This is a genomic window from Martinezella sp. CNPSo 3959, from assembly GCF_057784355.1.
The window spans coordinates 14,138-39,705 of sequence record NZ_JBXSOV010000014.1; the positions used below are offsets into that span (position 1 = coordinate 14,138).

Annotated in this window: 22 protein-coding genes; 11 read left to right on the top strand and 11 right to left on the bottom strand. The window is 60.2% G+C overall.

Going from position 1 to position 25,568, the window contains the following annotated elements; translation table 11 throughout:
* Window positions 1-158: 158 nt before the first annotated feature.
* From AC13RE_RS23445 to AC13RE_RS23460, 4 genes are all read right to left on the bottom strand, one after another.
* Complete coding sequence (locus AC13RE_RS23445) at window positions 159-1,139, bottom strand: zinc-binding dehydrogenase (RefSeq protein WP_112337223.1); 981 nt, start codon at window positions 1,137-1,139, stop codon at window positions 159-161.
* Between the two features lie 41 nt (window positions 1,140-1,180).
* Window positions 1,181-1,783, bottom strand: coding sequence for a TetR/AcrR family transcriptional regulator (locus tag AC13RE_RS23450; protein ID WP_112337222.1), 603 nt, complete (start codon window positions 1,781-1,783; stop codon window positions 1,181-1,183).
* A 56-nt stretch (window positions 1,784-1,839) separates the two neighbouring features.
* Window positions 1,840-3,096 carry an arsenic transporter gene (locus tag AC13RE_RS23455; RefSeq protein WP_488564717.1) on the bottom strand — a complete coding sequence of 419 codons (1,257 nt, stop codon included), beginning with the start codon at window positions 3,094-3,096 and terminating at the stop codon, window positions 1,840-1,842.
* Window positions 3,097-3,214: 118 nt separating this feature from the next.
* Window positions 3,215-3,673: a universal stress protein gene (locus AC13RE_RS23460; protein ID WP_488482744.1), complete on the bottom strand. Its 459-nt coding sequence runs from the start codon at window positions 3,671-3,673 to the stop codon at window positions 3,215-3,217.
* 330 nt (window positions 3,674-4,003) lie between these two features.
* Between AC13RE_RS23460 and AC13RE_RS23465 the strand changes: the two genes are divergently transcribed.
* The 9 genes from AC13RE_RS23465 (at window position 4,004) to AC13RE_RS23505 (ending at window position 13,603) form a co-directional block, all read left to right on the top strand.
* A complete protein-coding gene (locus AC13RE_RS23465) occupies window positions 4,004-4,408 on the top strand; it encodes a DUF983 domain-containing protein (protein WP_488564718.1) in 405 nt (134 codons plus the stop codon).
* 593 nt (window positions 4,409-5,001) lie between these two features.
* Window positions 5,002-5,886, top strand: coding sequence for an AraC family transcriptional regulator (locus tag AC13RE_RS23470; RefSeq protein WP_132718294.1), 885 nt, complete (start codon window positions 5,002-5,004; stop codon window positions 5,884-5,886).
* A gap of 201 nt (window positions 5,887-6,087) precedes the next feature.
* The gene (locus AC13RE_RS23475) at window positions 6,088-7,173 is read left to right on the top strand and encodes an ABC transporter substrate-binding protein (protein WP_488564719.1); all 1,086 of its coding nucleotides are present in this window, start codon (window positions 6,088-6,090) and stop codon (window positions 7,171-7,173) included.
* A gap of 86 nt (window positions 7,174-7,259) precedes the next feature.
* Window positions 7,260-8,081, top strand: a complete 822-nt coding sequence (locus AC13RE_RS23480) for an ATP-binding cassette domain-containing protein (RefSeq protein WP_488564720.1) — start codon at window positions 7,260-7,262, stop codon at window positions 8,079-8,081.
* On the top strand, window positions 8,078-9,328 hold the full coding sequence (locus tag AC13RE_RS23485) for a sugar ABC transporter permease (protein ID WP_488564721.1): 1,251 nt from the start codon (window positions 8,078-8,080) through the stop codon (window positions 9,326-9,328). Before AC13RE_RS23480 ends, AC13RE_RS23485 begins: the two co-directional genes overlap by 4 nt.
* Before the next feature lie 25 nt (window positions 9,329-9,353).
* Entirely contained in the window at window positions 9,354-10,082 is a 729-nt protein-coding gene (locus AC13RE_RS23490) for an SDR family oxidoreductase (RefSeq protein WP_488564722.1), read from the top strand.
* The gene (locus AC13RE_RS23495; RefSeq protein WP_488564723.1) at window positions 10,082-11,713 is read left to right on the top strand and encodes an FGGY-family carbohydrate kinase; all 1,632 of its coding nucleotides are present in this window, start codon (window positions 10,082-10,084) and stop codon (window positions 11,711-11,713) included. The genes AC13RE_RS23490 and AC13RE_RS23495 overlap by 1 nt, the downstream gene beginning before the upstream one ends.
* A 136-nt stretch (window positions 11,714-11,849) precedes the next feature.
* The gene (locus AC13RE_RS23500; RefSeq protein WP_488564724.1) at window positions 11,850-12,248 is read left to right on the top strand and encodes a (R)-mandelonitrile lyase; all 399 of its coding nucleotides are present in this window, start codon (window positions 11,850-11,852) and stop codon (window positions 12,246-12,248) included.
* A gap of 434 nt (window positions 12,249-12,682) precedes the next feature.
* Complete coding sequence (locus AC13RE_RS23505) at window positions 12,683-13,603, top strand: alpha/beta hydrolase (protein WP_488564725.1); 921 nt, start codon at window positions 12,683-12,685, stop codon at window positions 13,601-13,603.
* 1 nt (window position 13,604) lies between these two features.
* Here the strand turns inward: AC13RE_RS23505 and AC13RE_RS23510 are convergent, their stop codons facing one another.
* Entirely contained in the window at window positions 13,605-15,608 is a 2,004-nt protein-coding gene (locus AC13RE_RS23510; RefSeq protein ID WP_488564726.1) for a CocE/NonD family hydrolase, read from the bottom strand.
* Between the two features lie 21 nt (window positions 15,609-15,629).
* On the bottom strand, window positions 15,630-17,210 hold the full coding sequence (locus AC13RE_RS23515) for an ABC transporter substrate-binding protein (RefSeq protein ID WP_488564727.1): 1,581 nt from the start codon (window positions 17,208-17,210) through the stop codon (window positions 15,630-15,632).
* Window positions 17,211-17,332: 122 nt separating this feature from the next.
* On the opposite strand from AC13RE_RS23515, the gene AC13RE_RS23520 reads away from it, so the two are divergent.
* Both AC13RE_RS23520 and AC13RE_RS23525 read left to right on the top strand, forming a co-directional pair.
* Window positions 17,333-18,118, top strand: coding sequence for a helix-turn-helix domain-containing protein (locus tag AC13RE_RS23520; protein WP_488482875.1), 786 nt, complete (start codon window positions 17,333-17,335; stop codon window positions 18,116-18,118).
* 163 nt (window positions 18,119-18,281) lie between these two features.
* Window positions 18,282-19,391: a thioesterase domain-containing protein gene (locus tag AC13RE_RS23525; RefSeq protein ID WP_488564728.1), complete on the top strand. Its 1,110-nt coding sequence runs from the start codon at window positions 18,282-18,284 to the stop codon at window positions 19,389-19,391.
* A gap of 27 nt (window positions 19,392-19,418) precedes the next feature.
* Here AC13RE_RS23525 and AC13RE_RS23530 read toward each other — a convergent pair whose 3' ends face one another.
* The 5 genes from AC13RE_RS23530 to AC13RE_RS23550 form a co-directional block, all read right to left on the bottom strand.
* On the bottom strand, window positions 19,419-21,050 hold the full coding sequence (locus tag AC13RE_RS23530) for an ABC transporter ATP-binding protein (protein WP_488564729.1): 1,632 nt from the start codon (window positions 21,048-21,050) through the stop codon (window positions 19,419-19,421).
* Window positions 21,043-21,870, bottom strand: a complete 828-nt coding sequence (locus AC13RE_RS23535; RefSeq protein WP_488564730.1) for an ABC transporter permease — start codon at window positions 21,868-21,870, stop codon at window positions 21,043-21,045. Before AC13RE_RS23535 ends, AC13RE_RS23530 begins: the two co-directional genes overlap by 8 nt.
* Window positions 21,867-22,874 (bottom strand): ABC transporter permease, encoded by a 1,008-nt coding sequence (locus AC13RE_RS23540; protein WP_132718327.1) that lies wholly within the window; start codon window positions 22,872-22,874, stop codon window positions 21,867-21,869. Before AC13RE_RS23540 ends, AC13RE_RS23535 begins: the two co-directional genes overlap by 4 nt.
* Before the next feature lie 190 nt (window positions 22,875-23,064).
* Window positions 23,065-24,654: an ABC transporter substrate-binding protein gene (locus tag AC13RE_RS23545; RefSeq protein WP_112337206.1), complete on the bottom strand. Its 1,590-nt coding sequence runs from the start codon at window positions 24,652-24,654 to the stop codon at window positions 23,065-23,067.
* A gap of 127 nt (window positions 24,655-24,781) precedes the next feature.
* Window positions 24,782-25,564: a carnitinyl-CoA dehydratase gene (locus AC13RE_RS23550; RefSeq protein ID WP_488564731.1), complete on the bottom strand. Its 783-nt coding sequence runs from the start codon at window positions 25,562-25,564 to the stop codon at window positions 24,782-24,784.
* Between the last annotated feature and the right edge of the window lie 4 nt (window positions 25,565-25,568).

Below are 25,568 nucleotides of genomic sequence, written 5' to 3' on the forward strand. Positions count from 1 at the left end.
TTGTCTTGGAACCATCGCTACATCCTCTAGTAACTAGAGGGACAAGAGCAATTCTGCGAATTTTTGTGTAATCGTTCGCAGGCGCTGCAATCGATCTAGCCGCGTGCCACGAAGCCGCCCCAGCTCTCTGCGGCGGCTACGTCAAGGCCCAGGAAAACCTATAGTAGTTTGAGCAGAACCTTGCCGGTCTTGCCGGGTGCCAACGAGGATTTCACAGCTTCTGAGATCTCGGTGATGTCGTAGGCTGCCTCCACGGGCAGCTTTACTTCGCCCGAGGCGACGCGTGTGATGAGTTCGCTAATCAGCCGCCGTCGCTCTTCCGCCGGCATGGCGGCGCTGATCTTGATGCCCCAGAAGCCCTTGATCGTGAGTTGCTTGAAGATGACGGCCCTCGAGGCGATCTGCATCGGCTTGCCGGCAGCAGTGCCGAAGGAAACCAGCAGGCCGTTTTCGCCCAGGAGGTCTGCTAGGTCGTTGCTCGCAACACCACCGACAGAATCGACTGCGGCACGGATCGGCGCGTCGCCGATCATGGCGCGCACCTTCGCCTTCCAATCGGGCGCCGCGGTCGAGACGGCATTGCCGATACCGAATGCGGATAGCTCATCGATGCCGCCATCTCGCCGAACGAGATTGATCATGTGTATGCCGCGGCTGTGTGCCAGCATGGCCAGAGTCTTGCCGACAGCACCATTCGCTGCGTTCTGGATGATCCAGTCGCCGCGCTCGACATTGAGGAATTCCAAAAGCGAGATAGCGCTGAACGGCATGGCGATCAGCTGCGCTGCGGCTTCGTCGGAGATCACATCAGGCACCGGAACAAGGCTTGCTGCCGGCGCCGTGAATTGCTCTGCCCAAGTGCCATGGACACCGGCCGCAACGACGCGCTTGCCGATCAGCGCCTTGTCGACGTCAGGTCCGACGGCATCGACGAAGCCGACCGCCTCGCTGCCGCCAATGGCAGGCAAAACAGGCTTGTAGCCATAGGCGCCGCGCACGGTCCAAAGGTCATGATTGTGGATGGGGGAGAGAATGGTGCGAATGCGCACGTCTCCGGCGGCAGGCTCCGGCAGCGGCATGTCGGCCAGATAAAGGACCGAAGCCGGGTCGCCAAAGACATCGTGGATGGCACTGCGCATTGTATTTTCCTTGTGTGTTGACATGCTGGTCCTGCTTTGGATCAAAGGCCGCCGGGTGCCAAAAGGGCTTGCTCAGTGGCAAGCATGGCCTGGTCGAGCGGTGTCTTGTCTTTTCCTAGCTTCGCCAGGATTGCCGCCCCGAGCCATAGGCTATAGAGCGAACGGGCCGTCTTTTCCGGGATGCACGATGGCGAAATCGAACCGTCCTCGCGTCCCTCGGTGATTGTGTTGGTGATGCGGCGAATGAGATCCTCGACACCGCCGAGCAGGATCACGCGCATATTGTCCGAGAGATCGGAGATCTCGGCGGCAAGCTTCACGACCAAGCACCGGTCGGCCAGGCTGGCCGTATTGCCGTCGGAAAGCCAGGCATTCCAATAGAGCATCAACCGCTGGCGGCCATTGCCTTTCCAGCCGAAGAGCGCGTCGAGCCGCTCCGCGTAGTCGGAACAATATTGCTTCAGCAGGGCGCAGCCGAAGGCCTCTTTGGATGCGAAATAGTAGTAGAATGAGCCTTTCGGCACGGCGCTCTGCTCGAGCAGCTCCTTCAGGCCCACGCCTCCGAAACCCTTGCGCAGCACCAGTTCCCGCCCGATTGCGAGAATATGGCTGCGAGTCAGCTCCGATTTCTTCTTCGTCATCATGAGCGGTCCGTAACAAATAATCGACCGGTCGTCTATAAACTCGATGTTGTTCGCAGTCAGATCAGTGCGAGGGCCGCAAGCGAGAGGATCAAAGCCGGAAACATCACGAGAGCACCGATCCTCAGAAAGGCCAGCGCTCCCATATGCAGCCCTTCGCGGCGAAGGGCAGCAAGCCAGAGGATCGTGGCAAGCGAGCCGGTGACGGAGAGGTTGGGGCCGAGATCGACGCCGATCAGCACTGCGCCGGCAATGGAATCAGGAACATGGGCTGCCTGTACGGCGCTGCCGGCGAAAAGACCGGCCGGCAAATTGTTGACCAGATTAGAGACGATTGCAACCGAAAGCCCGGCAGCGCCGACCGCCTGTGTCTGCGACTGAGCCGCCAGCAACGCCAGCTTTTCGGACAGGAGGGCGGTGAGCCCGGTGTGGTTGACCGCCTCGACGATCACGAAAAGGCCCGCAACCAGAGGTATTACGCTCCAGCTGATGCCGCGAACCGTCTCCAGCGGATTTTGCCGGGTAAGGACGAGAACGATGACGGTCGTGAGGAGGCCCGCGACAAATGTCGGGATGCCGAGATCGACATTCATGGCCGACGCCACGATCAGAATGAGGGCGGTGACTATCAGCCCCCATCCTGCCAGTTTGGCGCTATGGGAAAGGGCGGGCTGGCCAACCTCGCGGGCGATCGTGTCTTCCGCCAGTGCATGGCGCTGCGTCCAGTAGAGGCAGGCGAAGGTGACGATGATCGACACGATGGATGGCAGCAGAAAGGTCTGCATCCAGCGCGACAGGGATGGCATATCGCCGCCGGCGAAGATCACCAGGTTGGCCGGATTGGAGATCGGCAGCACGAAGCTCGCGGCATTGGCGATGAAGGCGCAGACCAGCAGATAAGGCATAGGGTCCTTCACCCGTGCCGCACGGCAGGCTGCGTAGACGGCCGGCGTGAGTACGACGGCGGTTGCGTCGTTCGACAGGAATACCGTCACGACCACGCCGACGACATAGACAAGCACGAACAGCCGGCGAGGAGAGCCCTTGGCATGCGCGGTGGCGATTGCCGCCACCCAGTCGAAGAGCCCTTCGCGCCGTGCGAGCTCCGACAAAAGCATCATGCCGATCAGGAAGAGATAGACATCGAACCCTTTGGATATGCCTGTCCATACCTCGGCTGGACCGATGAGCCGAAGCGCAACGAGAAGCGCTGCGCCGATAACAGCCCAGATTGCTTCCGGCCATCGGAATGGGCGTGTAACGACACCGAGGGCGGTCAGGCCCGCGATGCTCCAGGTGATGGCGGATTCAGTCATTCATCTCGTCTTGGATTTGAGGTCGGAGCGGCTATGTAGCATCACCACGGGGCAGCGCAAACCGTAACCGCGCTATATTCGCAGAGAACCCGGCATGAAAGGCCACTCCGAGGGAGCGTTATGCCTTCTTCGCCGTATCCGCTTTCCCGGCGATATCGTCATGCGATTTGTCGGCTCGCTCGACAAGGACGGAGCATTCCGCATGGCGGATGACGTATTCGACCGTCGAACCGAATATGCGATCGATGATATCGGACGTATGCGTTGCGAGGATAATCAGATCGGCCTTCCTCTCCTTGGCGATGGTCAGCAGCGTCGTCGATGCCGTGCCCATGCGCACATCGATGGTCGCGGTAATGCCGAGACGCCTGCACAAGGCATTGAGCTTTTCCTCGGCTTCCGTGATCGCTGAGACAGTCCATTCGTCCGGGCTTTCCCGTCCCGAGAGGAAGCGCTCGATGACGTGAGCGACCGTCAATTCGCCGTCTGGAGACAGAAGTGCGTGGGATGTACGCAACAGGCGCTCGGCGCGTTCGCGTGAGCCAAGCCCAATGGCACAAATGATATTGTCATACATTGCATTCTCCCAAAACGCCCTGGCCGCAGTCGTTCTTGGCGTCACTGGCATCTGTCTGGTTAAACTTACGACAAGCACGGCGAGCATACGAATATTCAGCACATCGACAATGGCGGGATTCGTCAAGTCTCGCCGCCACTATGATGCAAACCAAACCATGCATATCTGCGCGCTCCGTCGCCGTGGCATCGGTTTATCCCACTCTGCCGGGAAGCAGCTGCGTCATTCTGACAACTGGACTCGATCATTCCATTCATTATACATATATTGTATGCATGCAATTTCCTAATTGATTGCATTCGCTTGAGAGATTGAATCAGGAGTAATGTCATGGATATTGACTATCCCCCGATGAGCCCATTGCAGACTGGTCTCCGGTGCCGCTGCCCACGCTGTGGTCAGGGGCGCATGTTCGACGGATTTCTGACCCTGCGCAAACGATGCGAGGCGTGTGGGCTTGACTATTCCTTTGCCGATCCGGCCGACGGCCCGGCATTTTTCGTCATCTGTTTCGCCTGTATCCCGAGCGTTCTTCTCGGCGTCTGGCTGGAGGTGGCCTTCTCCGCTCCGGTCTGGGTGCAGTTTCTGTTGACTGGCCCCTTCATGCTGGCGACCTGCATCCCACCTCTACGCCCGCTGAAGGGCTGGCTTGTTGCCAGTCAGTACTTTTATAAGGCCGAGGAAGGTAAGCTCGTCCGCCTGCCGGCAACCGAAACGCTGCATTCCGCGAGCTAAGTCTGTGGGCTTCATTTCGAATTGATGACCGTCGCGGCGAGATGGACGATGGCGCCACTGTGCCGTGTGGGCGGGAATATTATGATCGAAGTTGGATTCGACGATGGTTTGAACAAAAAAGCGGCCAGAGCATCAGTTTCGAGGTGGTGCTCCTCACGATAAATAGTGTCAATTAGCCTGGAAATATCCGAAATGTGGGATTGGTTCCCTTTAGTCTTCATCTTGTTCAAGGTTCTCGTGTTAGGCACGGGCATGTTCTTCGCCATCAAGTGGCATCATGATCAAGGGAAGCAGAAATAACGAAACCAGCGGACCGCAAGCGCCCGCCGAACGCACCCTTGACGCCTCGGATCAAAGCGAAATTCTCGGCGCTCGATGCCGGATATCGACCTTCGGCATCGCAGCGCCTATGCCGCACTGCACATTTCGCCAAATAAGTCACCCTTCAAGTCAAAAAAGTATCAGTCGAGCGTACAAGGCGTAGTAGCGGCGGGCGCTTATGAGGGGTAGGTTTACCACATAGAAGACGTGATGGCCTCTGGGAGGAGGCGCCGCAACCGTTGCTATGCGGACGGATGAAAGGAGGCTTGCCGATGAACCCCGATTTGGAAGTGGTCGCGATCGGCAGCGGAGAATCCTTCAAGGCCTGGGAACACGGTTATCCCTACCGCACCGTTCGCTGGCATTTCCATCCCGAATATGAAATCCACCACGTCGTCGCGACGACGGGCCAATATTTCATCGGCGACTTCATCGGCGAGTTCGAGCCGGGCAATCTGGTGCTGACGGGGCCGAACCTGCCGCATAATTGGGTGAGCGACGTGCCCGCTGGCGTCACCTTACCGCTGCGCTGCCGCGTGCTGCAATTTTCCGAATCCTTCTTTGCCGATGCCAGTAAAGTCTTTCCGGAGCTGTCGGCCTGCGCAGGTATTCTTGAAACGAGCCGCCGTGGTGCGCTCTTTACGCCTGAGACAGCTGCCATCGTCGGCCCGATCCTCGGCGAGCTGGTGGAAGCGACCGGTATCCGCCGCATCGAACTCTTCATGAATATTCTCGACGCCATGAGCCGGGCTGAAGGCACGCGCACGCTTGCCAGCGCCGGCTATCAGCCGGACCCATCCGGCTTCATGTCGGCGGGTGTCAACCAGGCGCTGGCTTACATCAACGCACATCTGACCGAGCCGTTCAGCGAGTGCGATCTGGCCGAATTGACCGGCCAGAGCCCGAGCGCCTTTTCGCGCAGCTTTCGTCGCCATACCGGCATGGCGCTTGTGCAATATGTCAATCGTCTGCGCATCAACTTCGCCTGCCATCTCTTGATGAGCAAGGCCGACATGACGATCACCGACATCTGCTTTGCAGCGGGCTTCAACAATATCTCGAACTTCAATCGGCGTTTTCTGGATCTGAAGGGCATGGCGCCCTCCCGGTTCAGATCGCTCTTGGCACAGCACGCACGCGCGGTGGAGGCCGCCTAACACAAGGGAGGACAGGGAGGAGAGACAAAATTCAGGGCAAGCGAACGGGCAGGCACCTTTGCCGTCCGAAGGAGAAGGCTTGTCCAAAATTACCGCCGCGTCGGCCGGATGGCCGTTGCGGGACAGCCAAACAAGAGCATCGCGTGCGAACAGCCGTGATGATCGAGGGAAACCATTACCATTTGGAACGGAGAAATTCCAATGAACCATTTCGCACTGAAAATCGCCGGCGCAGCCACGCTCGCGGTTGGTCTTTTGGCCAGTACGTCCGCCTTTGCGCAATCCGCCAAGGTGACGGATACGACCGTCGCTTTCCTGATGCCCGACCAGAGCTCGACGCGCTATGAAGAGCACGATTTCCCTGGCTTCCAGGCGGAAATGAAGAAGCTCTGCGCCGGCTGCAAGGTCATCTACCAGAACGCCAATGGCGATGCTTCCCGTCAGCAGCAGCAGTTCAATTCGGCAATTTCGCAAGGTGCGAAGGCCATCGTGCTCGATCCGGTCGATTCCACTGCCGCCGCTTCGCTGGTGAAGCTCGCGCAAAGCCAGGGTGTGAAGGTCATCGCCTACGACCGCCCGATCCCGTCGGCCGCTGCCGACTACTACGTCTCCTTCAACAATGAAGAGATCGGCAAGATGATCGCCAAGTCGCTGGTCGATCACCTCAAAGCCAAGGGCGTGAAGGCGGGCGATGGCGGCCTTCTCGAAATCAATGGCTCGCCCACCGATGCTGCCGCCGGCCTGATCAAGAAGGGCATCCATGCCGGTCTCGCCGATGGCGGCTATCCAGTGCTTGCGGAGTTCGACACGCCGGAATGGGCGCCGCCGAAGGCGCAGCAATGGGCAAGCGGCCAGATCACCCGCTTCGGCAAGAAGATCCTCGGCGTCGTTGCCGCTAATGACGGCACCGGTGGTGCCGCTGTCGCCGCCTTCAAGGCCGCGGGCTTCGATCCTGTTCCGCCGGTCACCGGCAACGACGCGACCATCGCCGGCCTGCAGCTCATCATTTCCGGCGATCAGTACAATACCATCTCCAAGCCGAGCGAGATCGTGGCTGCCGCCGCCGCCAATGTCGCGATCGAATTGCTCTCTGGCGAGACACCAAAGGCCGACACGAAGCTCTTCGACACGCCGACCAAGTTGTTCACACCGGCCCTGGTCACGTCCGAAAACCTGAAGGCCGAGATCATCGACAAGACCGTCAACGGCAAGCCGATCCAGACTCCGGAACAGCTCTGCAACGACCGCTATGCAGATGGCTGCAAGAAACTCGGTATCGGCAGCTGAGAGCTGCTCCTCCCAGTCTCCGGCCGCTTCGGCGGTCGGAGGCAAAACGCCTCCGATAGCATTTCAACCCGAGAAGGTGGCTGGTCATGAGTGACGCTTCCGATCATAGAGCCCCTGACGGCGAGCTTGTGCTCAGCCTCAAGGGGATCTCCAAACACTTCGGCGCCGTCTCAGCACTGACGGATATCAACCTCGATGTGCATGCCGGCGAAGTCGTGGCGCTTGTCGGCGACAATGGCGCGGGCAAATCGACGCTCGTCAAGGTTCTGGCCGGCGTCCATCAACCGAGTGCAGGCACGATCACATTCCGCGGCAAGCAGGTGACTCTCAGCGATCCCGCAACGGCGCTCGATCTTGGTATCGCCACGGTCTTTCAGGACCTGGCGCTTTGCGAGAACCTCGATGTCGTCGCCAACATTTTCCTCGGCCGGGAGCTGAGCCCGCTGAAGCTTGACGAAACCGTCATGGAGGTTCGCGCCTGGACGCTGCTCAACGAGCTTGCTGCACGCATTCCGAGCGTGCGCATCCCGATCGCATCGCTTTCCGGCGGCCAGCGGCAGACGGTGGCGATCGCCCGATCGCTGCTGCTTGAGCCGAAACTCATCATGCTCGACGAGCCGACCGCAGCGCTGGGCGTCGCACAAACCGCCGAAGTGCTGAACCTCATCGAACGCGTCCGCGACAAGGGCCTCGGCGTCATCATGATCAGTCACAATATGGAGGATGTGCGCGCCGTCGCCGACCGTATCGTCGTGCTGCGCCTCGGCCGCAATAACGGGATTTTCTATCCCGATACGTCAAATCAGGAACTCGTCAGCGCCATCACCGGTGCCACGGAAAACGCCGTATCGCGACGGGCAGGCCGGCGGCAGGCCCAACAGGAACTCAGAGAAGGGGGCCAGCCATGAGCGAGAATGGCAAGCAATCCACCCTGCTGCTCGACCGCAGCGACGTCCGCGTCAACCATGATACCGGGCTTGCGGCCACGATCCGCTCCTCCATCGGCAAGGTGCGCTCCGGCGATCTCGGATCGTTGCCCGTCGTCGTTGGGCTCGTCATCATCTGGACAGTGTTCGGCACACTCAACCCGACCTTCCTTTCGAGCAACAACCTGGCAAACCTGCTGTTCGACGCGTCGACCGTCGGCATCATCTCGCTCGGTATTGTCTGTGTGCTGATGGTCGGCGAGATCGATCTTTCGGTGGGTTCAATCAGCGGCTTCGCCTCGGCCATGGTCGGTATGCTCTGGGTGAATGAGGGCTGGCCGGTGGCCTTGGCGATCCTGGCGGCGCTCGTCGTCGGCGGCGTGATCGGCGCCATCTATGCCGTACTGTTCAACCGGCTGGGCATGCCGAGTTTCGTTGCCACATTGGCAGGCCTTCTCGCTGTACTCGGCATGCAACTCTATCTGCTTGGAGCGACGGGTTCGATTAATCTGCCCTATGGCTCGGCGATCGTGAATTTCGGCCAGCTTCTCGTCATTCCTCGACCGCTTGCGTATGCCTTCGCGCTTATTCCGGGTGCGGTCCTGCTGTTGACCGGCTTGGGCACCGTGCGGCGGCGCAAGCAGGCGAACCTCTCCGCGCCCTCCGTCGGTGGCCTGCTGGCGAAGGCGGCCGTCATTACCGTGGCGTTGGAATTCGTCGCCTTCTACCTCAATCAGGATCGTGGCATTCCCTGGATGTTCGCCCTGTTCGTGGTGCTCGCCATCGTCATGAATTATGCGCTGACGCGCACGCAATGGGGCCGGTCGATGTCCGCCGTCGGCGGCAATCGCGAAGCGGCACGCCGCGCGGGCATCAATGTACGCAGGATCTATACCAGCGCCTTCGTGCTTTGCGCGATGTTCGCAGCCCTTGGCGGTGTGCTCGCGGCAGCGCGCCTGGCCTCGGCCAGCCAGCAGGCAGGCACCGGCGACGTCAATCTGAATGCGATCGCGGCGGCTGTCATCGGCGGCACCAGCCTCTTCGGCGGCCGCGGCAGTGCCTATTCGGCACTGCTCGGCATCATCGTCATCCAGTCGATCGCCAGCGGCCTCACCATGCTCGATCTATCGTCGGCGCTTCGCTACATGATTACGGGCGCAGTTCTTGCCATTGCCGTCATCGTCGACTCGCTCGCCCGTCGTTCCCGCGCCTCGCATGGGCGCGGCTGATTTCTTTAAGAAGGTAAGGATTGTCATGAGACAGGATTTCGCCGGCAAGGTTGCCGCCATCACCGGGGCTGCGTCCGGAATTGGCCTGGAATGCGCCAAATCGCTATTGAACGAGGGCGCCAGCGTCGCCCTCGTCGACCGGGCCGAAGATAGCCTGAAAAGCCTTTGCGCCGAACTGGGGCCGAACGCCTTTCCCGTCGTCGTCGATCTCTTGAATCCCGAGAGTGTGGCAACGATGATGCCGCAGATTCTCGGCAAGTTCGGCAAGCTCGATATCTTCCATGCCAATGCCGGCGCCTATATCGGCGGCGAGGTTGCAGAAGGCGATCCCGATGCCTGGGACCGGATGCTGGATCTGAATATCAATGCGGCCTTCCGTTCGGTCCGCATGGTGTTACCGCACATGATCGAGCGCAAGACGGGCGATATCATCATGACGAGTTCGATCGCCGGCCTGGTGCCGGTGGTCTGGGAGCCGATCTACACGGCGTCCAAGCATGCCGTGCAGGCCTTTACGCACACGGTGCGGCGCCAGGTCGCCAAGCATGGCATTCGCGTTGGCGCCGTGGCGCCGGGGCCGGTGGTGACGGCGCTCATCAGCGATTGGCCGCAGGCAAAGCTCGATGAGGCGATCGCCGCAGGCGGCCTGATGGAGGCGACCGAAGTGGCGGAGGCGGTGGTCTTCATGCTATCGAGACCGCGTAACATCGTAATCCGGGATCTGGTGATCCTGCCCTTGAGTACGGATCTCTGATGACGGCACCTTATTTCATCGGCATCGATGTCGGCACGGGCAGCGCCCGGGCTGGAGTATTCGATGCGCGTGGCCATCTGCTCGCCGCGGCGAAGCGGCCGATCACCATCTGGCACGGGGCCGGCAGCATCGTCGAACAATCGAGCGAGCAGATATGGCAGGCCGTCTGCGACAGCGTCAAAGAGGCTGTCGCCACGGCAAAGATAGCGTCCGGTGATGTTTCGGGCATCGGCTTCGATGCAACCTGCTCGCTGGTCGCCGTCAAGGCGGATGGTCAGCCCGTGCCAGTCGGCCCCTCGGGCGACGCCGATCGCAACATCATCGTCTGGATGGATCATCGCGCGGCCGGCGAGGCGGCGGAGATCAATGCCGGAAACCATGCCGTGCTGCGCTATGTCGGCGGCCGCATCTCGCCGGAGATGGAGACGCCGAAGCTGTTGTGGCTGAAGCGAAATCTGCCGCGCTCCTTTGCGGCAACTGATCATTTCTTCGATCTTGCCGATTATCTGACCTGGCGCGCGACGGCTTCGCTGCAGAGATCGGTCTGCACGGTGACGTGCAAGTGGACCTATCTGGCCCACGAAAAGCGCTGGGACGCGCAATATTTCAAGGATATCGGCCTTGGCGAGCTGGCGGACGAAGGTTTTGTGCGGATCGGCACCGAGATCGTCGAGCCGGGTACGGCGCTTGGCGAGGGCTTGAACGAAAGCGCCGCCCGCGATCTTGGCCTTGCCGTTGGTACGCCCGTCGGCGCCTCGCTCATCGACGCGCATGCCGGCGGCGTTGGCACGCTGGGCGGGCAGGGACCGGATGGTAAAGCCGATGTCAGGAGCAGGCTCGCCTATATCTTCGGCACATCCGCCTGCTCGATGGCATCGAGCGAAGCGGCCATCTTCGTCGATGGCGTTTGGGGCCCCTATTATTCGGCCATGGTGCCCGGCCTCTGGCTGACCGAAGGCGGTCAATCCGCTGCCGGTGCCGCGATCGATCATCTCGTTACCATGCATCCGGCCGCCAGTGAGGCGCGTCAGAAGGCCGAGGCGGAGGGCTTGTCGCTGGTCGCCTGGCTTGATCGGCAGGCTATGCAGACGAGCGGCAACGCGTCCAACGCCGTGAAGCTCGCGCAATCCATCCAAGTGGTCCCCGAATTTCTCGGTAACCGCTCACCCTATGCTGATCCCGATGCACGCGCCGTCATCTCCGGCCTCGGGCTGGAAACCGGCATCGACGATCTCATCGCTCTGTACATCGCCGGCCTCTGCGGTATCGGCTATGGCCTCAAGCAATTGCTCGAAAAGCTGGCGAAGGACGGCATCGCCTGCGATCTCATCGTCGCCAGCGGCGGTGCTGCCCAGAGCGGATTGGTGCGTCAGCTTCTCGCGGATACGACCGGCAGACCTGTCGCCGTCGCCGATACGGAGGAGCCGGTGCTTCTCGGTGCGGCCATGCTCGGCGCGACGGCGGGCGGGCATTGCGGTTCGCTCTTGCAAGCTATGACAACCATGTCGCGACTGGCGAAGAAGTTCGAGCCGGCGGACGGTGCCGTCAAGGCGTTGCATGCACGGCGCTACGAAGCTTTCGAACTGCTGCAATCGGCAGATCGCAGCATCCGGGTCTTGATGGCGTCGTAAGTCCGGTGAGAAACGACTTATTGCTCCAATTCATAAGTCCATACGCGGATGGCCCCCTACCGCTTTGTCAATTGCGGGCTAGATTGCCCTCATGCAGCCGAGCCGTCACGGCTCATTGTAGGAAAGGATGGTCATCATGGATATCACGAGGAACGGTGCGCAGCCCTCCGGCAAAGGCCCTTCGGACTGGTTCACCGGTACAGTCCGCATCGACCCGGTCTTTGCGGCTAACGATGCGCGGCGAGCCGCGGCCAGCAGCGTCACGTTTGAACCCGGCGCAAGAACTGCATGGCATACCCACCCGCGCGGCCAGACCTTGATCGTCACCGCGGGCCTGGGTCTCGTTCAGCGCGAAGGCGGCCCGGTTGAGGAGATCCGCCCCGGGGATATCGTCTGGTTCGAGCCGGGCGAGAAGCACTGGCACGGCGCTTCGCCGGCGACAGCCATGACCCATATCGCCATCCATGAACACCTCGACGGCAAGGTGGTGGATTGGCTGGAGCAGGTGACGGACGAGCAATATCAGGCAAGGTAAAGGTCCAACCCCGCTGTCGGGCCAACACCGAGCGGATCTTTCGCGAGTACCTAACACTTGCCATGGCTTGGCCATAAGTCAGCCGCACGAGGTCAGTATAGACGGAACCCTGCCGCTTCCACGGCGTCGGCCTAACGATCGAATGCCCCGCGACGGAACTGACCTCGCGACGGCAGCAACACGGATGGGGAAATATCATGCTTCGGCTTGTGATTGGCGCGGCTCTCGCGCTTGCAATGCTCACATGGTCCAATGCGCAATGCATGCAGATGCCGACGGGTTTTTCCCTAATGTCGAGCAGCGTATTTGCGGCTGATTGAATTCGGCACAGTCCGGTAGATGTCGCCATCACGGCGGTGCTGGCCGTAGGCAGATAAGCGTTCGGTTGCATCGCCGCGTAGTGTCGATGTACCGGCTCGAATCGAGGATATCCGATGACCTCTGCTGAACGTCCTATGCCGAGCGAAGCCGGCATCTTGCAGTTCATGGAGATCTGCGATTCCTTCTATCCGCCGGATGCGGTAACGGCCTCCATTTTCCAGCAGCGGCAATGGTATGACGCGCTCTGCGCTCGTTTCGATCGCTCTTTGCCCGACGGCATGCAGACCGCGGATGATCTCGTATCAGGAACGATTCCCGTCAGGCATTACAAGCCCGCCAATATCCGCACGGCAACGAAGCTCCTCTATTTCCATGGCGGCGGCTTCGTCGTCGGTTCGCTCGAGAGCCATCATGCGATCTGCGCGGAGATCGCCGATCATGCCGGCGCTGAACTGATCTCGGTCGATTATCGGCTGGCACCGGAATATCGCTGGCCGGCACAGACGGATGACTGTTTCAGTGTCCTCAAACAACTGCTCGCCGAGAAGAAGTCGGTCGTGCTGATCGGCGACAGTGCCGGCGGTAATCTGGCGGCCGGATTGGCGGTGCGGGCGCAAGCCGAGGGGCTTTCGGGCATTGTCGGCCAGATCCTGATCTATCCCGCACTCGGCGGCGATCTCGTCTCCGGCTCCTATGAGGAGATGGCCGAGGCGCCGGGCCTGACGACGGCCGATGTCGCCTATTACCGCACTATTCTGCAGGCGCCGGAAGGCGATCCGGTCTCGGGGCCGCTTGCTTTGTCGTCCGTGGCCGGTCTTCCGCCCACTTTCATTACCGTCGCCCATTACGATCCTCTGCGCGACGACGGCCGCAACTATGCGGCCCGTCTGGCGCAGGCGGGTGTGGAGGTTTGGTTCCGTGAGGAGCCGCAGATGGTGCATGCCTGGCTGAGGGCACGGCATATGAGCGAAGGCGCGCAGGCCGGCTTTGCCGCAATCTGCGCAGCGGCAAGCCGGTTTGCGGGGTCGCGCTGACCTATATCAGGTCACGCGCGATGCGCTTCTCCTCGAATATCTTCCTGAAAATCTCGGTCTCCCCCTCATAGGCAACGACCGAGGCACTTATGACCCAATCCTTCGCCGTGCAGGATATCGAGGATGTTGCGACCGTGCGGACGAACCAGCCGGGGCGCCGCATGTCGCAAGTCCAAGTCGAGACGCCGGACATCGACAATGGATCGTTCGGCGCGATCGACCACGTTTCCTCGCGCAGCTGCCGGGTGGAAAGCCCTGTACCGGGATGTTCGGAAAGGCCGGTATCCTCATGGATTTCATAGCGGGTGACGCCGGCCGAAAGATCACGTACCACCTGCCGTTTCGTCGAACCAGGTGCATGTTCGATATACTTCGGCAGCGGATCGGGATTGTCGGGCTGCTTGATGTCGATGATCTCATGCGCGCCGAGCTTAGGCAACGCAAGGCCGATGGAGGCGATATCGATCGTCAGGCCAGGATCTTCCGGGGGCGGCAGCACCATGGGCCAATAGGCTGTCGACAGCGACAGGCGAATGCGGTGCCCCTTGCGGAAACGATAGCCGCAGGCATCGAGCGTCAGAGTCACCTGGACCTGCTGACTCTTAATCAGCGGCTCCGGCGCGGTATTGCCATCGCGATGAGCAAGGTTGAGCACGCCAAAGGATACGCGTGTTGCCGTGCCGTCCGGATGGATATCGACGAGCCTGGCGCAGAGATTGGCGGTTTCGGCGTCGCACCGCAGCGTCAAGGTGACGACGGGGCGGCCGAGATAGTCGTTGTCCTCGACCAGCGGCGCTGTCTGGAAGGTCAGCGACCCGGCATCGTCGATGCGCTGATCGATCGCCATTTCCGCGTCCGGCTTCAGGGTGAACCATTCGCCGGAGGCCGTACCCGTATCGAGCGGTGAGCGCAGATAGACGGGATGCTCCGGCGCATGCGGGATCGGCATGCCTTCCATCAGCGTACCGAACTGCTCGACATAGAAGCACTGCATCTCCGGCTGCTGCCATTCTTGCTTGGCGATCCAGAAGCCGGGATCGAAATCACGCCGCATGGCGGGTTTGGCGGCGTCAAGAATGTAGGCACGCACCGATGGCATGGTCTCGGCGCCGTTGCGCTCGCCGCGCAGCCAGCGGTTCCACCAGGCAATCGCTTCTCCATGGAAATCGACTCGCGGCTTCGGCCAGGCGAAATGCGGATATTTGTGAACCCATGGGCCAATCAGCGCCTTCGCCTTATCGCCCAGCCCTTCGACGGCCAGCAGAGGCGTGTTGCGATAACCGTCAGCCCAGCCGGCAATGACGATGGCGGGAATATCGAAGCTCGCGAAGTCTTCGCAGATCGACCCATGCCGCCAGAAGTCATCGCGGCGCTGATGCTGGAGCCATTCCTCCATGAAGAAAGGTTCCTGCTCAAGGCGCTCCAGCCACATATCCCGCCAATCATCACCAACGATGGCCGGATCGGGTGAGCGAGACTGATAGCCGAGCATGGTCGCCGCCCAGGAAAGCTGGGCGGAGAGATGGCAACCGTTCTTGTAGTGGATGTCGTCATTATAACGATCGACCGTAGAGGCGATCGAAATGACCGCCTTCAGCGCTGGGGGCTTCAAGGCCGCGACCTGCAGGCAGTTGAAGCCGCCCCAGGAAATGCCCATCATGCCGACCGAGCCGTTCGACCAAGGTTGTGCCGCGATCCATGCGATCAGCTCGCAAGCATTGGCGAGTTCCAGTTCGGTATATTCGCCATCGATAATGCCACTGGACTCCCCGGAGCCCCTGATGTCGACACGCACGCCGGCAATCCCGGCTGCAGCGAAGACCGGGTAGGTGGATTCGTCACGCGGGCTTGTCCCGTCGCGCTTGCGGTAGGGCAGGAACTCGAAAACGGCAGGCACGGGATCGCTCTCCGCGCCATCCGGCATCCAAATGCGCGCGGCAAGCCGCGTTCCGTCCTTCAGGGTGATCCACTGATTTTCGATGGTAGTGAAGCTGCGCTCAGCCATGATCATATATCCAGAAGAGAATTAGGCATTAAACCATACACGGCTGCCGATGTAGCCGTTGGACATATCGTTGCCGATGTCGTCGACATATCCCTTCAGCGTTTTTGCAGAGGCCATGATGTAGTCGTTGAAGACGGGCAGGATCAGGCCACCATCTTCTCGCACCGTCAGTGCCAGATGTCGATAAAGCACCTTGCGCTTGGCTTCATCGAGCTCGGACCGAGCCTGCAGCACCAACTTGTCGAAGTCGGGGTGCTTGAAGCGCGTATCGTTCCACTCGGCGGTTGAGAGATAGGAGGTGGAATAGCGCGAATCCTGGGTCGGACGGCCGCCCCAGAAGGAGGCGCAGAAAGGCTGCTTGTTCCAGACATTGGTCCAGTAGCCGTCTTCCGGTTCGCGCTTGACGTCGATCGTGATGCCGGCCTTGCGCGCGCTTTGCTGGAACAGGATCGCCGCATCCACCGCGCCCGGAAAGGCTGCGTCTGACGTGAGCAACTGAACGGGGCGGTCTAGGCCCGATTTCTTGAAGTGGAAGGCGGCCTTGTCCGGATCATATGGCCGCTGCTCGATATCGGTCGGCGCAAGCGCGTAGTTGGAATTGACCGGATAGTCGTTGCCGATCGTACCGTAGCCGCCCAGAACCTTGTCGAGGATCGACTGGCGATCGATGGCATATTTCAGTGCAAGCCGCAGATCGGCATTATCGAAAGGTGCTGTGTCGCAATGCATCAGGAAGCAGTAGAAGCCCTTGCCTGCATTGCGGACGATATCGACGGTCGGCGCCCGCTGCAGCATCGGGACGGTCTTCGGATCGACATTGTTGACAAAATGCACCTGGCCGGAGGCAAGCGCTGCAATGCGGGCGGTGTTGTCGTTGATGACGAGGATCTCGACACTGTCGACAAAGCCACGGTCGGAGCGCCAATCCCTAGGGTTCTTCTCGAAGCTTGCGCGAACGCCCGGTTCGAAGCTTTTCAGAATATAAGGGCCGGTGCCGATGGCCGCCGCCGGCTTGTCGACGCCACCCTTCGGCTGGATGATCAGGTGATAGTCGGTGAGAAGGAGCGGCAGGTCCGCATTGCCTTCCGAAAGCGTCAGAACAAGATCACCCGCTTTTTCTTCGATGCCGGTGATCGAGGCCATGAGCCCAAGAGCGCCCGACTGCGAGTTCTTGTCCGCGTGCCGCTTCAGTGTCGCGACGATATCAGCAACGGTCATCTTGCTGCCGTCGTGAAACTGCACGTCGTTCCTGATCTTGAAGGTCCAGACGGATGCATCCGCTGACGGCGTCCAGGAGGTTGCCAGCGACGGCAGCGGAGCGCCGGTTTTGGGATCGGATTCGACAAGTGTGTCGCCCCAGAGGCGGCCGATGACGAACAAGACGGAGGCGCTATAGGTCGCCGGATCGAGCGCATCGCCGGTGGCGCCGCCCTTGAGGCCAAGCTTCAGATGGCCGCCACGTTTTGCTTCCTGCGCGCGGGCATCGCGCGACATCAGGAGGCCGGAGGCGAGGGCAGGCAAAGCGCCCAGTGCGACGGCACCGCCCAGGAAGTGGCGGCGGCCGATGCTCAGAGGCGAAGATTGATCCTTTTCACGCGTCATTGCAGTTCCCTTTTTCAACGTTGTTGGGAGGAAACGTAGAGGTCAGGCTGCTTCACGCAATTTCGCGACTTGACGCATCTTTAAGCGAGTTTACGCTAGTTCATTCCAAGACGGAGTTACGGATGCCTCACCTGGTTGAGAACCTTAAAATTGCCTGCGCAACGCAGCGCTCCATTTCGCATCTGTGCCGTGCAATCGATATCAACCGGCAACAATTCAACCGATATATCAATGGTCAGACGCGGCCGTCTGCCCATAATCTCGCGCGTATCGCCAAGTACTTCGATCTCGACGCAGCCGACTTTGGTCTCGCTCCCAGGCTCTTTCGCGAGCGGCTTCGCAAACCAGCCCTGGACCTCAATCAAAGTTCCGAATTGTTAAAGGCGTTCCCCGGCGATCTAACCGCGCTCCGGCGCCATATCGGCTATTTCCAGACCTATCATCGCTCGCCGTCCTGGCCCGGAATGGTTGTCTGTTCGTGCAGCCGCCTTATCGAGCAGGGCGGGCTGGTGCATGTCAAATCGATGGAGCGCCTGCGTGACCCCGGAAACGGCATCCAGCAGTTTTCCAAATATGTGGGTTTGGCAGCTTTCTATCGAAACCGGATCTTCATTACCGAGCGTGTCGTCGGCCCGAATCCCATACTGTCACAGACGATCCTCCTGCCGTTCGACGAGTACCAGCGAGTCTATCTGCGGGGGACGACAATGGGAGTTTCCTGGCGAAAGGAAAACCTCCCCTATGCGTCGCGGATGATCTGGCGCCATGTCGGTACCGAGCCGGACCTTCGTGAACTTCTGTCGCGCTGCGGACCCCTGCCACTATCGTCACGCCGGCTGCCGCCGACGGTCCGCTCATTCCTCGCCGATCCATCCGCAGAGGTATATGCTGTGCCGGCAGAATATTGAGGAGCCGATTGCCCGGTTTGGTTAGTCTTCGGCCGTTCAAGGGCGAAAACTCTCAAATACAATAGAAAGTTGTGCTTTTACAGAATATATTAAGAGTCGATTTATAAGATTGTAGTCAATCTTGAGGTTGGCGGCACATGCTTTGATATTCAGGGGCGGTTAGATGCTTTTCTCTGCGAGAACGGATGCAGATCCCAGCCCTCATACCTACGTCAGCGACCTATTTCGCCAAGAAGCAAAGGTTGATTTGCGCCATGACGCAGACATTCCCGAAGCTGTCTCAGTCAACCGTGTCTTGAATTTCATCAAGCATTTGTGGAGCGAAACCGGCGAGGAGCTTGATGTCAATGTCTTCTATCGTCATCGCACCCTTGATGCCCTCAGCCTTGCAATTTCCAATCACGAAGACCTCTCAGTCTCGCCGAAAATCATAGAGCTCCGACGCGGCGAAGGTAGTGCACCCCTACTGCTATTTGCTGGCGGAGCAAGCTGCTTCCTGGAAATGCAGCAGCTCATCAGGGAAATCCGCTTTTCGGGGCCAATTCTCGGCGTGGCATTGACGGCCTTCAACCGCGATCGTCACCATTCGGCAAGAGTGGAAGACGAGGTTCAAAGCACGCTGAAAGCGTTGCGGGCAGCGGGAATTGAAGGACCCTATCGATTGCTCGGCTATTCTTTCGGCGGTGTTTTTGCCTTGGAACTTGCGCGTGCGTTGAGGGCACAAGGGCAAAAGATCGCGTTCCTCGGCATGCTCGATACCCCCTTGGGCGAGCAAGAATGGCCGCTGCTGACCTGGGGCAGCTTCATGTGGCAACGCTGGAGACGAGCTCGTACCCGAAAGAAGAATCTGAAGAAGACCGATCCTCAACCACGCCATCGAACATCAACTCAGGCCCATAGGCCGATGATCGAGCGGCGGGAATTCCTCGCGAAGAAATTGAAACCACTTTCTTTTCGCTACGCCGACCCCCGCACGGCCTATTATCCGGAACTGGCGCCGCAATGGATGGGCGATTATCCGCCACTTTATGATGCGGCTGCCAGACAACTTCTGCGCATGAAAGGTCTTTATAAACCAAACCGTTATGACGGCGATTTGACCTTCTACCGCAGCCTGCAAGGCTCACCGGTCGATTGCGATCCCAAGACCATATGGGGGCGCTTTCTCGCGCATGCCGACTGGGTCGATGTTGCCGGCAACCACCAGAGCATGATTATCGGCCGCAACGCCGGTACGCTTGCCCGCGAAATCAGCGCGCGCCTTACGCGCTGACGTCACGGGATTGAAATAATCTAGCTCTCAATTTCCGGCGCTCTCCATCTTCCGCGTCGTCAGCACGCGCTCCAGCCACCCGATCTCCATTTCCGGCACGGATTTCAGCAGCAAGTCGGTGTAATCGTCGAACGGCGGCGAAAGCGCTTGCGATTTCGGACCGAAGCGGACGAGTTTACCGCGATGCATCACCGCGACGCTGTCGGCGATCGCGCGCACGATGGCAATATCGTGGGTGATGAAGACGTAGGAGAGATGCGCCTCTTCCTGCAGCTTCAAGAGCAGTTTCAGAATGCCCTCGGCAACCAGCGGATCGAGTGCCGACGTCGGCTCGTCGCAAAGGATGAGTTCGGGCTTGGCCGCAAGCGCTCTGGCTATGGCGACGCGCTGTTTCTGGCCGCCGGAAAGCTCGGCCGGATAGCGGTCGATGAAGCCGTTGCCCATCTCGATCTGATCCAGCAGCTCTTTCACGCGTGCCGTCTTCGCCACGCCACGCAGGCCGTCATAGAAGGTCAGCGGGCGGCCGATGATTTCGCGCACAGTCTGGCGCGGGTTCATGGCGGTATCGGCCATCTGGTAGATCAGCTGAATGCGCCGCAGCTCCTGCCGCGAGCGGTCTTTCAATGCGGGCGTCAACGGCTTACCGTCGAAGGAAATCCGGCCATCGCTCGGCGGCAGGAGGCCGGTAATCACGCGCGCAAGCGTCGATTTTCCGGAGCCGGACTCGCCGACCACCGCCAATGTCTGGCCTTTAGGAACGTGTAGAGAAACATCGTGCAATACTCTGAAACCATTCGAATATTGTGCGCTGATATTCTCGACTTTCAGAAGCGCGCTCGTCTGCTCGGCGGCTTCCGCTCGGGCCTCCTGACGAACATTGACGAGGGCGCGGGTATAATCCTGCCGAGGCTCCTCGATGATCTGCTGGACGCTGCCATATTCCACCGTCTTGCCGTGCCTCAACACCATGATGTCGTCGGAAATCTGAGCGACGACGGCAAGGTCATGGGTGATGTAAAGCGCGGCTGTATGCGTTTCCTCTATCGCATGCTTGATCGCCGCGAGCACGTCGATCTGCGTAGTGACGTCGAGCGCGGTCGTCGGTTCGTCGAAGACGATCAGTTCCGGATTGGAGCAGAGCGCCATGGCGGTCATGGCGCGTTGCAACTGGCCGCCGGAGACCTGATGCGGATAGCGGTCCCCGAAGGTTTCCGGATTGGGCAAGCCAAGCACGCGGAAGAGATAGAGGGCGCGCTTTCTCGCTTCTTCCTTGGACATCAGGCGATGCTTGACAGTTGCTTCGATCACCTGATCGCCCAGCCGATGCGCCGGATTGAAGGCGGCCGCTGCCGATTGCGCGACATAGCAGACCCGCGCGCCGCGAATCCTGCGGATGCCGGATTTGCCGAGCGGCAGGATGTCTGCGCCATCGAGCAATACCTGGCCGCCGGTAATTTCCGCACCGCCTCGGCCATAGGCAAGCGCGGAAAGGCCGATGGTGGATTTGCCGGCGCCGGACTCGCCGATCAGCCCGAGCACCTTGCCTTTCTGGAGGTCGAAGGAGACGCCGTCGACGATGGTGACGCGCTTCGGCGGCTCGCCCGGTGGATAGCTGGTCGCCTCGATCTTGAGACCGCGAACGGAAAGAAGCTCAGGCATCGCCACGCCCTCCCTTGAGGCTGGAGGTGCGCCTTAAGAGCCAGTCGACCACCAGATTGACACAGATTGCCAGCGCCGCGATGGCGGAGCCGGGCACAAGCGCGGCGGAAATGCCGAAGATAATGCCGTCCTTGTTGTCCTTGACCATCCCGCCCCAGTCGGCCGCGGGCGGCTGAATGCCGAGGCCGAGGAAGGAGAGGGTGGAGAGAAACAGGATCGAGAAGGCGAAGCGCAGCCCGAACTCGGCCAGCAGCGGCGACAGCGTATTCGGCAGGATCTCGCGGAAGATGATCCAGATCCTGCCTTCGCCGCGCAGCTTGGCTGCTTCGACAAATTCCATGACCGCAACATCGAGCGCCACGGCGCGGCCGAGGCGGTAGACGCGGGTGGAATCGAGAATAGCCATGACAAGGATCAGCACGATCAGGCTCTGCGGTAGGACGGCGAGCACGACGAGCGCGAAGATCAGTGTCGGGATCGACATCATCAGATCGTTGAAGCGCGAAAAGACCGTGTCGATCCATCCACGGGAAACGGCGGCGGTGAAGCTGAGGATAATGCCGAGCGAGAAGGAGATGATCGTTGCCGCCAGCGCGACGAAGAGCGTCGTGCGGGTGCCGTAGATCAGACGCGACAGGATATCGCGGCCGAGATTGTCTAATCCGAAGAAATATTGCGCATCGGCCGGCTGCCAAACATTGCCCACGACTTCCGTCTCGCCGAAAGGGGCGATCCAGGGTGCGAAGATCGCGCAGATGAAGGCAATTAGAATACCGATGATGCCGATCCAGGCGGTGATGGGGATATCTCTCAATCTCATCGCGGATGCCTCAGACGGGGGTTGGCGACGATGGCGAGAATATCGGCCGTCATGTTGAGGAAGATGTAGACGGCGGCAAAGATCAGGCCGCAGGCCTGGACGACAGGCATGTCGCGCACCGTCACGGCGTCGACCATATACTGGCCCATGCCGGGATAGACGAAGACGACTTCGACAACGACGACGCCGACGATGAGATAGGCAAGGTTCAGCGCGATCACGTTGATGATCGGTGCCAGCGCATTGGGGGCGGCGTGCTTGACGATGGCGCGGAAGGCGGAGAGGCCCTTCAGCTCGGCCGTTTCCATATAGGCCGAGGACATCACGGAAAGGATGGCCGCACGCGTCATGCGCATCATGTGCGCAAGCACGACCAGAACAAGCGTTGCGGTTGGCAGCGCGATGGCCTTCAGCCGCTCGACGAAGCCCATGCCGTCGAAAACCGTCGCCGGAAAGGTCGCAACGCCGAATTTCACCGAGAAGAACATGATGAGGAGATAGCCGATGAAGAATTCCGGCAGCGAGATCGCGGCCAGCGAGATGACATTGATGATCTTGTCGGGCAATCGGTTCCTGAAATGGACCGCCAGCATGCCCAGGCAGACCGCCAGCGGCACTGAAATCAACGCGGCAAAGCCGGCGAGAAACAGGGAGTTGCCGAGCCGCTTGCCGATCTGCTCGCCGACGGAATTCTTGCTGGCCCAGGAGGTGCCGAAATCACCCTGGACGGCATTGCCGAGCCATTGCACATAGCGGGTAACCACGGGCCGGTTGAGGCCAAGCTCTTCGCGGATATTGGCGACGGCCTGCGGCGTTGCCGATTGGCCAAGATAAGTGGTTGCAAAATCGCCGGGCAGGGCTTCGAGCCCGCCGAAAATGAGGACCGAGACCGCAAACAGCAGAATGATACTGAGCACACAACGCTCGATAATGAGGGCCAGCAGCGGAAAGCGCTGCTTGAACCTCAGCCCCGGCAGAACGGTTCCGGGAGGTGAATTGGACATGGCCGATGCCTCGCACTGAGAGCGGTTCCATGTTTTACAGGAATCGCTGTGCCGCTCTCTCTTGTTGTTTTACGCAATTCCGAACGGAAAACAGCTGCGCATTTTCCTGAAATTGCTTGAAACGTCGGGAGGACCGCGAAAAGTTTTCGCGGTCCCGGCTGCGTTGGAGATGAGGGCGTTCTCGTCCGCTTCAGGCGTCGAGCCAGACGCGGGTCGCCACGTAGCCGTTCGACATGTCGTTGCCGATATCGTGAACGTAACCCTTCACCTGCTTGGTGGAGGCGTTCACGAAATCGTTGAACATCGGCAGGATGACGCCGCCTTCATCGCGCACCATCATTGCCATGGTGCGGTAGAGCTCCTTGCGCTTGGCTTCGTCCAGCTCGGAACGGGCCTGAAGCAGAAGCTTGTCGAAGTCGGGTCGCTTGAAGCGCGTGTCGTTCCAATCCGCTGTCGAGAGATAGGCGGTGGAATACATTTGGTCCTGTGTCGGCCGTCCGCCCCAATAGGAGGTGGAGAAGGGCTGGACGTTCCAGACGTTCGTCCAGTAGCCGTCGCCCGGCTCGCGCTTGACCTCGATGTTGATGCCGGCCTTCTTGCAGCTTTCCTGATAAAGAACGGCCGCATCGACGGCGCCGGGGAAGGCGACTTCGGAGGTGCGCAGCAATACCGAGCCGCTATGGCCGGACTTCTTGTAATGGAAGGCGGCCTTGTCGGGATCGTATTTGCGCTGCTCGATCCCTTCGGGGAAGAGCGCATAGGTGCTGTTGATCGGGAAGTCGTTACCGACCTTGCCGTAGCCGCCGAGGATCTTCTTGACCATGGTCTCGCGATCCATGGCGTATTTCAGCGCCAGACGCAGGTCGTTGTTGTCGAAGGGCGCCTTGTCACAATGCATGATGAAGACGTAGTGACCGCGGCCGGCGGTAGCCAGGATCTCGACGTTCGGCGCACGTTTCAGAAGATCCACAGTCTTCGGGTCGACGCGGTTGATGTAATGGACCTGACCGGACGAAAGCGCCGCGATGCGGGCTGTGGCATCGTTCATGCAGATGATTTCGATGCTGTCGACGAAACCGCGGTCGGTACGCCAGTCGTCCTTGTTACGCTCGAACGTGGCGCGCACGCCGGGCTCGAAGCTGACCTGCTTGTAGGGACCGGTGCCGATCGAGGCGAGGGGATCGTCATAGCCGCCATTCGGCTGGATAACGAGGTGATAGTCGGTCAGGAGCAACGGCAAGTCGGCGTTGCCCTCGGTCAGCGTCAGGACGAGGTTGTCGCCGTCGGCCTTGATCTCCTTGATCGACTTCACGACGCCGAGCGCGCCCGATTCCGATTTCGCATCGGTATGGCGCTTGAGCGTGGCGACCACGTCGTCGATCGTCAGTTCCTTGCCGTTGTGAAACTTGACGCCCTTGCGGATCTTGAAGGTCCAGGTGGCGGCATCTTTCGACGGCTCCCAGGATTCTGCGAGCGACGGAACGGCGGCACCCGTCAGCGGATGGGATTCCACCAGCATGTCACCCCAGCAGCGGCCGATGCAGAACATGACCTGCGACAGGAATTTTGCCGGGTCTTTTGAATCGGTTGCAGCACCGCCTTCAAGGCCAAGTTTCAGATGACCGCCGCGCTTCGGTTCGGCTGCCATCGCACTTTCGGTGAAGAGTTTGTCGGCGAGCGTCAAAGTCACGCCCGCTGCCATTGCGCGTCCCATGAATTCGCGGCGGCTGAGACCGCCCGCGGTGACGCGGCTTGCAAGATATTTCGTATAGTCGTTCATTCCCCTGTTCCTTCTTCTTGCCGTGTTGACAAAGCTATCGAGCAAGCCACTTCAGGTCACGGTTCCTCTTCCGCCTGAAGCCTGTCGCCCGCGAGCATGCGGGAAATTCAGCGGTTGCTGCCGCCTCCTACCTTCCTTTCCAGATGGGGGCTCGCTTCTCGGCAAAAGCCCTTGCGCCTTCCAATTGATCTTCGCTCGAATAGAGGAGGTCAACGGTTGCAAACTGCCGTTTGGTGATCTTATTCATGGCAGTCTGAAACGTCGAACCCTCCGCTTCGCGAACGATTTCCTTGATTGCTGCATAGACCAGCGGCGGCCCACTTGCGAGCAGGCGGGCGAGTTCCCAGGCCCTGTCCATCAGCTCGTCGGCCATGACGATCTCGTTGACGAAGCCCCAGCGATGCGCCTCTTCGACATTGAGCCAGCGGCCGGTCAGCAGCATATCCATGGCGATATGATAGGGAATGCGCTTCGGCAGCTTGATCGATGCCGCATCGGCGACGGTGCCGGAGCGGATCTCGGGCAACGCGAAGGTCGCATGCGGGGCGGCGATGATCAGATCGGTGGAGAGCGCAATCTCCAGCCCACCGCCGCAACAGATGCCGTTGACGGCGCAGATGATCGGCTTGTTGAGGTCGCGGAGTTCCTGCATGCCGCCGAATCCGCCGACGCCATAGTCGCCGTCAACAGCGTCGCCGGCGGCCGCGGCCTTCAAATCCCAGCCGGCGGAAAAGAATTTTTCGCCGGCGCCGGTGACGATGGCGACGCGCAGATCCGGGTTGTCGCGAAAGTCGCGAAAGATCAACCCCATCTTGCGGCTGGTCGCGAGATCGATGGAATTGGCCTTGGGCCGGTCGATGATGACCTCGAGGATGCCGTCTTCGGAGCGGGTTCGAATCGGGTCTTGCAACTTC

What these genes read in the sequence shown, in the direction of transcription:
- AC13RE_RS23490 (WP_488564722.1), top strand. Translation starts at nt 9,354, where the DNA reads ATGAGACAGGATTTCGCCGGCAAGGTTGCCGCCATCACCGGGGCTGCG.
- AC13RE_RS23510 (WP_488564726.1), bottom strand. Translation starts at nt 15,608, where the DNA reads ATGGCTGAGCGCAGCTTCACTACCATCGAAAATCAGTGGATCACCCTG.
- AC13RE_RS23530 (WP_488564729.1), bottom strand. Translation starts at nt 21,050, where the DNA reads ATGCCTGAGCTTCTTTCCGTTCGCGGTCTCAAGATCGAGGCGACCAGC.
- AC13RE_RS23500 (WP_488564724.1), top strand. Translation starts at nt 11,850, where the DNA reads ATGGATATCACGAGGAACGGTGCGCAGCCCTCCGGCAAAGGCCCTTCG.
- AC13RE_RS23535 (WP_488564730.1), bottom strand. Translation starts at nt 21,870, where the DNA reads ATGAGATTGAGAGATATCCCCATCACCGCCTGGATCGGCATCATCGGT.
- AC13RE_RS23475 (WP_488564719.1), top strand. Translation starts at nt 6,088, where the DNA reads ATGAACCATTTCGCACTGAAAATCGCCGGCGCAGCCACGCTCGCGGTT.
- AC13RE_RS23540 (WP_132718327.1), bottom strand. Translation starts at nt 22,874, where the DNA reads ATGTCCAATTCACCTCCCGGAACCGTTCTGCCGGGGCTGAGGTTCAAG.
- AC13RE_RS23520 (WP_488482875.1), top strand. Translation starts at nt 17,333, where the DNA reads ATGCCTCACCTGGTTGAGAACCTTAAAATTGCCTGCGCAACGCAGCGC.
- AC13RE_RS23445 (WP_112337223.1), bottom strand. Translation starts at nt 1,139, where the DNA reads ATGCGCAGTGCCATCCACGATGTCTTTGGCGACCCGGCTTCGGTCCTT.
- AC13RE_RS23480 (WP_488564720.1), top strand. Translation starts at nt 7,260, where the DNA reads ATGAGTGACGCTTCCGATCATAGAGCCCCTGACGGCGAGCTTGTGCTC.
- AC13RE_RS23505 (WP_488564725.1), top strand. Translation starts at nt 12,683, where the DNA reads ATGACCTCTGCTGAACGTCCTATGCCGAGCGAAGCCGGCATCTTGCAG.
- AC13RE_RS23460 (WP_488482744.1), bottom strand. Translation starts at nt 3,673, where the DNA reads ATGTATGACAATATCATTTGTGCCATTGGGCTTGGCTCACGCGAACGC.
- AC13RE_RS23465 (WP_488564718.1), top strand. Translation starts at nt 4,004, where the DNA reads ATGGATATTGACTATCCCCCGATGAGCCCATTGCAGACTGGTCTCCGG.
- AC13RE_RS23485 (WP_488564721.1), top strand. Translation starts at nt 8,078, where the DNA reads ATGAGCGAGAATGGCAAGCAATCCACCCTGCTGCTCGACCGCAGCGAC.
- AC13RE_RS23470 (WP_132718294.1), top strand. Translation starts at nt 5,002, where the DNA reads ATGAACCCCGATTTGGAAGTGGTCGCGATCGGCAGCGGAGAATCCTTC.
- AC13RE_RS23450 (WP_112337222.1), bottom strand. Translation starts at nt 1,783, where the DNA reads ATGATGACGAAGAAGAAATCGGAGCTGACTCGCAGCCATATTCTCGCA.
- AC13RE_RS23455 (WP_488564717.1), bottom strand. Translation starts at nt 3,096, where the DNA reads ATGACTGAATCCGCCATCACCTGGAGCATCGCGGGCCTGACCGCCCTC.
- AC13RE_RS23525 (WP_488564728.1), top strand. Translation starts at nt 18,282, where the DNA reads ATGCTTTTCTCTGCGAGAACGGATGCAGATCCCAGCCCTCATACCTAC.
- AC13RE_RS23515 (WP_488564727.1), bottom strand. Translation starts at nt 17,210, where the DNA reads ATGACGCGTGAAAAGGATCAATCTTCGCCTCTGAGCATCGGCCGCCGC.
- AC13RE_RS23545 (WP_112337206.1), bottom strand. Translation starts at nt 24,654, where the DNA reads ATGAACGACTATACGAAATATCTTGCAAGCCGCGTCACCGCGGGCGGT.
- AC13RE_RS23495 (WP_488564723.1), top strand. Translation starts at nt 10,082, where the DNA reads ATGACGGCACCTTATTTCATCGGCATCGATGTCGGCACGGGCAGCGCC.